The organism is Chryseobacterium sp. 2TAF14, assembly GCF_052115105.1.
GTDB lineage: Bacteria > Bacteroidota > Bacteroidia > Flavobacteriales > Weeksellaceae > Chryseobacterium.
The window spans coordinates 1-8,051 of the sequence record NZ_JBFRGA010000208.1; the positions used below are offsets into that span (position 1 = coordinate 1).

Consider the following 8,051-nt stretch of genomic DNA (forward strand, 5'->3'; position numbering starts at 1 on the left):
ACAACTTTTATTTCATTAAAAATTAAAAGTTGGTTTTCTTAAATCTATCGATTGTAGGTAATCAGTATAAATGTTTTCCGCCTTATTAATGCTCTTCTGCGCTTCTGAATCCCTCTCGTTTTTCAGTGCGGCAAAAGTAGAACTTTTTTATACACAATCCTAATTTATGTAACTTAAAATTTATATCTGATCAGGATTTAACGCTAACTCATTGATTTGGTGGGAGGTTTTTTTGGTAACAGGTGGGAGGTCGCGGGTCGCAGGTTTAAGTAGAGTTCGAGGGTTGGAGGATTGGAGGGGAGGCTGTGAGTGTGTCTTGAGCTTTTTGAGGAATGATGTTATTGAATTGTCTTTCGTGTCGCTCCTATGGAGCTTAAATCTTTCTTTAATATTATTGCTACAAAGGGGGCGCTCCGAAGGAGCAAACCATTAAATCTAACGATTTGTAGAGTTGTTTGATTGAATTTTTGCGATTAGAGATTCAAGGCTTGAAAATTCAAAATCTAAATTTGAGATTTAGGCTTTAGTACTTATGACAAAAATTTCTGTTACAAATTTATTAGTCCTGATCGCAGCATTTGTTTGAGCTCATTTTCTTAGATCTGGCTGCGGTGGCTCTGACATCGTAGCCAGATCTAAGAAAATAGCGAGTGCGGAGAGCAGGAAATAGCTCCTAAAAAAATACCCCAGAGAATGTCTGAGGTATCTTATATATTATTTGAGTAAAAATTACTGTAAATTCTCCGGAAGGGCAATGTTGTTTTTTTTCATGTATTCTACCAGTTCATTGTATTTATCCTCATAATCATTATTTCCGCATTTGTGAGAGATGCTGCAAATATCGGATGGTTTTATATTAAGGATGTCTGAAATTTTTGTGAGAATTTCCAGATTGATTTTCACTTTGGAGTTTTCGATATCTGAATACGCTTTTTGAGAAATTCCCATTTCGAATGCCATGTATTCCTGGGTAAGGTCACGGTCGCGTCTTATTTTTCTGATATTTTGTCCACAAATCTTCATTCTCACAATTGCTTTAGTAGTTTTCGGTATATTTTAGAAGTATATCTAATAGCCTCAGACAAAGTTAGTAAATACCTTTGTCAAAACATTACACACGCAGCATGATATTTATTTTAAGGTATCAAAACTCTTTTATTTAAAGGAAATTCTGTAAAAAATATTGTTCGCTGCAAGACACAAGACTTATGGAGACGCAAAAATTTCATTATGACAATAATATTGTCAGAGCATTCCTCTATGCTACTATTGTATTCGGAATTATTGGTTTTATTTTAGGATTAACTGCTGCTTTGATGCTTTTTTATCCTGAATTGCCAGAATTTTTATTTGGTACTGATGATACAACCATTCAAAGTTTACGAAGCGGAAATATTCAAGGATTAATTAATTCTCAGGGTGCTTTAGGTTTCGGAAGAATCAGAATGCTTCATACGAGTGCGGTTATTTTTGCTTTTGTGTGTAATTCCTTCTTCTGTGGTGCTTATTACAGTATGCAGCGACTTTTGAAAACAAGAATGTACAGTGATATTTTATCGTGGATTCATTTCTGGACATGGCAAATTATGATTATTGCGGTTGTGATTACTTTCTTAATGGGAATCAATACTTCAAAAGAATATGCTGAACACGAATGGCCAATTGATATTTTAATTACTTTTTCATGGGTCATTTTCGGAATCAATATGTTTGGAACGATTGCCAAAAGAAGAGTGCGTCACTTATATGTAGCGATTTGGTTTTACATTGCCACATGGATTGCGGTTGCGATGCTTCATATATTCAATAATCTTGAAGTTCCGTTATCATTCACAAGCTGGAAATCTTATTCTGCTTATGCAGGAGTGAAAGATGCATTGGTACAATGGTGGTACGGTCACAATGCGGTTGCATTTGTACTGACGACACCGGTTTTAGGTTTAATGTATTATTTTATGCCTAAAGCAGCGAACAGACCCGTATTTTCCTATAAACTTTCTATCATTCACTTTTGGTCATTAATCTTCGTCTATTTGTGGGCAGGACCTCATCATCTTCAATATACCGCACTTCCAGCATGGGCTCAAGCGGTGGGAACAGGTTTCTCAATTATGTTGATTGCTCCGTCTTGGGGTGGAATGCTGAATGGATTATTAACCTTAAGAGGAGCATGGGATAAAGTAAGAGAAAATCCTATTCTTAAATTCTTTGTAGTCGCTGTAACCTGTTACGGAATGGCAACTTTTGAAGGCCCGCTTTTAGCCACAAAATCTTTAAATAAAATCGGGCATTACACCGACTGGGTAATTGGTCACGTTCACTTGGGAGCTTTAGGATGGAATGGTTTCATGGCATTCGGAGTGGTTTATTATCTGATTCCGATTATGTGGAAGACCAAACTTTGGTCTAAAAAATTAGCAAACTGGCATTTCTGGTTGGGAACTTTAGGAATTATTTTCTACGCAGTACCAATGTACATCGCTGGATTTACGCAAGGTTTGATGTGGAAGCAGTTTAATCCCGATGGAACTTTATTGTGGAAGAACTGGCTCGATACCGTGACTGCAATTATTCCATACTTTAAAATGAGATTCTTGGGCGGATTATTTTATCTGGGTGGAGCAATTTTAATGGTTGTAAATGTATATAAAACCATCAAATCAGGAAAATTCCAGAAAGAAGTTCCTGCGGAAGCTCCGGCTTTAGCGAATGTTGGTGCAGGCAGAAAAGAAGGCGAAGGCGTACATCTTTGGCTGGAACGAACTCCTCACCTATTATCAATATTAGCTTTTGTAGCCATTGCCATCGGTGGATTGGTAGAAATTGTTCCGACCTTGACTGTGAAAAGCAACTTACCTATTATAGCTGCAGTAAAACCTTATTCCCCATTAGAATTAGAAGGAAGAGATCTTTATATAAGAGAAGGCTGTAACTCGTGTCACTCACAAATGATAAGACCTTTCCGTGATGAAGTTAACCGATTTGACGGTAAAAACGGGCAATATTCCAAAGCCGGAGAGTTTGTTTATGACAGACCTTTCCTTTGGGGATCAAAAAGAACAGGACCCGATCTTCACAGAGAAGGCGCAAGAAACCCCGATTCATGGCATTTAAAACATATGTACAACCCAAGAATTACTTCTGCAGGTTCCATTATGCCACGTTTCCCTTGGTTGATTACCAATAAACTCGACCGTTCTCAAATGGTTGATAAAATGAAACTCATGAAAAACACTTTCGATATTCCATATACAAAAGCACAAATAGATTCAGCCAATCAATGGGCAGATAATCAGTCAAAAGCGATAGTAAAAAGAATTTATTCTGAAGCCACCGATGTAAAAGATCAGATGGATAAAGAGAAAATTGCCAAAGGAAACAACTACATTCCGATGGAGCAAAGAGAAATTATTGCAATGATTGCTTATCTGCAAAGATTGGGAACTGATATTAAAACGACAGACATCAAAACAGCAAGTGTAGATTAATTTTAAATATTAATTAAAATGAAAACGAGAACACCCATATCTATATATATAGCAATAACGATAGGGATTACCATCATGGCGTTCGAAATGTTCGCACAAGAGACCAGTTATTTTTCTACACCTTTCTTTTGGGCACTGTTAATTATCATTACCATTTTATTGCTCATTATGAATTCTATCGGAGATTTGGTAGAAAACGAAAGATTCAGCAGGCTTACCGATGAAGAAAAACAGGAATATATTACAGATAAGACAACTCCGTACTATTTAAAACTCTGGAACTCTGCTTTCAAAAAACAATCTCAGTCTGAAGAAAAAGATATTTTAATAGATCATGGTTTTGACGGAATCACCGAGCTCGACAACTCTTTACCCAAATGGTGGATCGGCCTTTTCTATTTCGGAATTATTTTCTGTGCCGTTTATATGATCGCTTTTGCCTTCACAGATTACGCTCACCCGGAAGCAGAATATGATAAAGAAACAAAAATGCAGCTCGCTTCCATTGAAGAATATGAAAAAAATGCTCCACAAATTAATTTAGAAACTGCAAAATACAGTTCAGATTACGTTTCAGAAGGCGAACAATTATTTAAAACCAATTGCGTAACCTGTCACGGAGACAGCGGAAAAGGAGGAATCGGTCCCAACTTAACCGATACACATTGGATCAACATCAAAGAAAAAAGTTTATTTAAAAATGTTTTCTGGATGCTCGAAAATGGCTCACCAAACAATCCTACAATGCGACCTTTTATAAAAGAAGGAACCATTACCGGAAGAGACGCAGAAAAAATAGCATCCTACATCTATCATATCACCGAGCAGGTTTTTGCAGTTTAAAACAAATACCACATCTTTAGTAAATTTTAACATTTTTAACGTATTGGCAAACATATTGCTTTATTTCCGTAACAAAGCCTTTCCGGCAGGCATTTTCAAAAAAAATAAATCATGATGCAATTCAAAAAAATTCAGTTTCTGAAGATTTAAGTCAAAATTCGTATTTTTAAGAATCGATGATAAAAAACACTCATCAAATCCATAAAACAACATTATATTGCTTAAATCACAGAAATTTTGAAAAAAAAATTCAACAAAAGAAAAATTCTCAGAGGTATTGTTATTACAATCATCTCTTTTGTCGTTTTAATAATCCTGCTTATCTTGAGTCTGAGACTTCCCGCAGTTCAAAACTTTGTAAAAGAGAAACTGATTGTTTATCTTGAGAAAAAAATAAAAACAAAAGTAAGCCTGGATAAGGTTTACATAGGTTTCCCGAACAGCTTGGTGATGGAAAACCTGTATCTGAAAGGTCAGAATATCGATACGCTTTTAGCCGTAAAAAAATTCGACGTAGGTTTAGATATGTGGAAACTGCTTAATTCCAAAGCAGACCTTACTTCGATCGATCTGGAAGGCGTTCGTGCAAACGTGGTAAGAAAACCCGACGGAAAATTCAATTTCGATTATATTATTGATGCGTTTGCCACTTCTGATAAAGAACAGGAGCAAAAACCGTCAAAACCATTCATCATTTCTTTAGATAAAATTAAATTAAAAGATATTGGGATTACTTTCAACGATCAGCAATCCCGAAATGATATTCAAGTATATTTCAAATCTTTTGATACCCGTGTAAAAACTTTCGACCTTCAAAACAATTCTTATGCAGTCAACGATATTAATCTTGACGGATTAAAATTAAAGCTGAAACAGGATCTCGTGGAAGAAGTTGCCGCAAACGTAGAAGAAAAAGTAGATTCTCTGAACCAGAAAAAGCCAATGAAATTGGGTTTAAGCGGAGTTAAACTTACCAATTTCAACATTGATTACGGTGACGACAATACCAAAACTTTCGCCAAAGTTCTTTTCAAAGAATTAAACACGAAAGTGAACAGCATTGATCTCGAAAACAACGATTACAATGTCGGAAATGTTTATCTGACCGGTGCAAATATCAATGCCAATTTATTTCTTCCGACAGAAAATGCAAATCCTAAAAACGAAGAAAAACCTGAAGTTTCAAAAAATTCTGCAAAAGAAAAAGCAATGAAAGTTCTTCTTGGAAAACTTCTTTTGGATGATGTAAAAGTGGTTTATAACAACACAGCCATTGCTCCTACAAAAAGCGGAATGGATTTTAACCATCTTAATTTTGCTAAATTAAATCTCGACGTAAGAAATTTCAAAATGGAAAATAATGGTTTTGCAGGTTCTGTAAAATCAGCAGAAATTCAGGAAGCAAGAGGTTTAAATGTACAAAAATTCAACACCGATTTTGTGTACGCTGAAAAAGAAGCCTATCTGAAAAATCTTTACCTGCAAACTCCGAAAACGGTTTTAAGAGATGAAGTAATTTTAAATTACAATTCGATTGAGCAGTTATCATCCAATCTGGGAGCCGTAAAAATTTCAGCCGACATCCGAGATTCTAAGATCGGTTTTTCTGATATTTTAAATTTGGTTCCTACTTTAAGAAATACAGCACCATTCAATAAATATCCGAATGCGACTTTAAATGTAAATGCTTTCGTAAGAGGAACGGTTAATGATTTGTCGATTCAGAATCTGAAAGTTTCAGGTTTGGATAAACTCAGAGTTTTGGCTTCAGGAAAAATCAAAAATGCGATGAATCCGGATCAATTATATTACGATTTAAATGTTGCCGAACTTTCGACTGCATCAAAAACGATTTATAATTTAGTTCCGAAAAATACAATTCCGAGTAATATTACCTTGCCTTCTTTCATGACTATTCGTGGAACGGCGAAAGGAACAACCCAAATTTTTGATACCAATTTGCGTCTTACTTCTACTTTAGGTAATGCAGCAGTTGTCGCAAAAGCTGATTTAAGAAGGAAAAACAGAGAAACTTTTGATGTAAAAGCAAACCTTCAAAGTTTACAGATTGGAAAAATTATTCAGAATAAAGATCTGGGAAGCATTACCGCAAAAATTAATGCAAAAGGACAAGGTTTCGACCCAAAAATAATGACTGCAAATCTTTCAGGAGACGTGCAATCTGCCACTTACAACGGTTACAGCTATCAGAATATGAATCTGAAAGGAAAAATCAACCGTGGCGCTTATGATATTGATTTAAACTCAAAAGATCCGAATGCCAATTTACATCTTGCCGCTTCGGGAGTTTTCAGCGATAATCCGACGGTAAAAGTGAATGGGAATATCAATAAATTAGATTTAAATAAATTAGGATTTTACAGTTCGCCAATGATTATCGCCGGCGGAATTGACGGAGATTTTAAAAACCTCGATCCTGATAATCTGAATGGATATCTGAACTTACAGGATTTTGCGATTTCAGATACGAAGGAAGTTTATCCTTTGCAAGAAATTAGGCTGAATGCAGTTTCTACAGCAGATTCTACTTTGATAAAATTCAATTCTCAGATTGCCGATGTTGAACTCAACGGTAAATATAAGCTGACTCAGATTTTCGGAGCTTTATCGCAAACGATTAATCAATATTATCAGTTTCAAAAGCCCGGAAAAGCCCAGAAAATTGATGCAGGACAATTTTTCACCATTAATGCAACAATTAAAAATGATGATCTCATCAGAAAATTTGTTCCGGATTTGAAAAGTTTTGAAACCATCAATATCACAGGAAATTACAACGCAGATTCTCAGAAAATAGAACTGGATGCAAAAATTCCGCAGGTTTTGTACGGAACAAATTCTTTGGAAAATACAAGCTTAAAAATCACCAACGAAAATCAGGCTTTACAATATGATCTTAGTGTTGCAGCGTTGAAAAGTGAAAGTTTTGCTCTAAATAAAGTAAATATTAATGGTGATGTTGCACAAAATACGATCAATTATAACATCACTACAAAAGACGAAAAAGATGAAACGCAGTTCCTGATTGCCGGAAATGCAAAATCGATGAACGACATTACCGAAATCTCTTTAAATCCGAATGGTTTAAAACTGAATTATATGGATTGGACGGTTGCCGAAAACAACAAAATTCAGATTTTCAGTCAGGGAATTGTAGCGGATAATTTCAGGCTTTCCAATTCGGGAGCAGAAATTTCTTTACAATCCGAAAGCAATTCTCCAAGCAGTCCGCTGAATGTTTCTTTAAAAGATTTTAAAATTGAAACGATAACCGAAATCATCAAGAAAGATTCACTTTTAGCCAAAGGAACCATCAACGGAACAGCGCAACTGAGAGATTTAACTAAAAATATGACCTTCACTTCAGATATTGACGTGACTGATTTGTTTGTCTTCGGAAATCCTGTCGGAAATCTTGATATTAAAGTCAATAATCAGTCGGCGAATCTTCTGAATGCAGATATTGCACTTTCAGGGAATAATAATGATGTGAAAATTCTGGGAACTTACAATACCGCTTCGAGTAGTTTTGATTTGAATTTAGATATGAATCAGCTTCAGATGAAAACGTTGCAAGGCTTTACGATGAATGCGATTACCAATACGGAAGGTCATCTTTCGGGAGATCTTAAAATTACAGGAACAACAACCGCTCCGAGAATTTTGGGTGACATTAAGATGAATAATGTGGGATTGATG

The 8,051-nt window shown here is 35.5% G+C and carries 4 protein-coding genes; 3 read left to right on the forward strand and 1 reads right to left on the reverse strand.

Translation table 11 applies throughout. The annotated features are described in order from the left end of the window. Positions 1–729: 729 nt before the first annotated feature. A complete protein-coding gene (locus tag AB4Y90_RS15910) occupies positions 730–1,023 on the reverse strand; it encodes a helix-turn-helix domain-containing protein (protein WP_441558560.1) in 294 nt (97 codons plus the stop codon). A gap of 185 nt (positions 1,024–1,208) precedes the next feature. Between AB4Y90_RS15910 and ccoN the strand changes: the two genes are divergently transcribed. From ccoN to AB4Y90_RS15925, 3 genes are all read left to right on the forward strand, one after another. Further along, positions 1,209–3,488, forward strand: coding sequence for a cytochrome-c oxidase, cbb3-type subunit I (gene ccoN / locus AB4Y90_RS15915; RefSeq protein WP_441558561.1), 2,280 nt, complete (start codon positions 1,209–1,211; stop codon positions 3,486–3,488). 18 nt (positions 3,489–3,506) lie between these two features. Beyond that, positions 3,507–4,331, forward strand: coding sequence for a cbb3-type cytochrome c oxidase N-terminal domain-containing protein (locus AB4Y90_RS15920; RefSeq protein ID WP_441558562.1), 825 nt, complete (start codon positions 3,507–3,509; stop codon positions 4,329–4,331). A 237-nt stretch (positions 4,332–4,568) separates the two neighbouring features. Further along, positions 4,569–8,051 (forward strand): DUF748 domain-containing protein (locus AB4Y90_RS15925; RefSeq protein WP_441558563.1); only part of this gene is annotated, 3,483 nt, incomplete at its 3' end.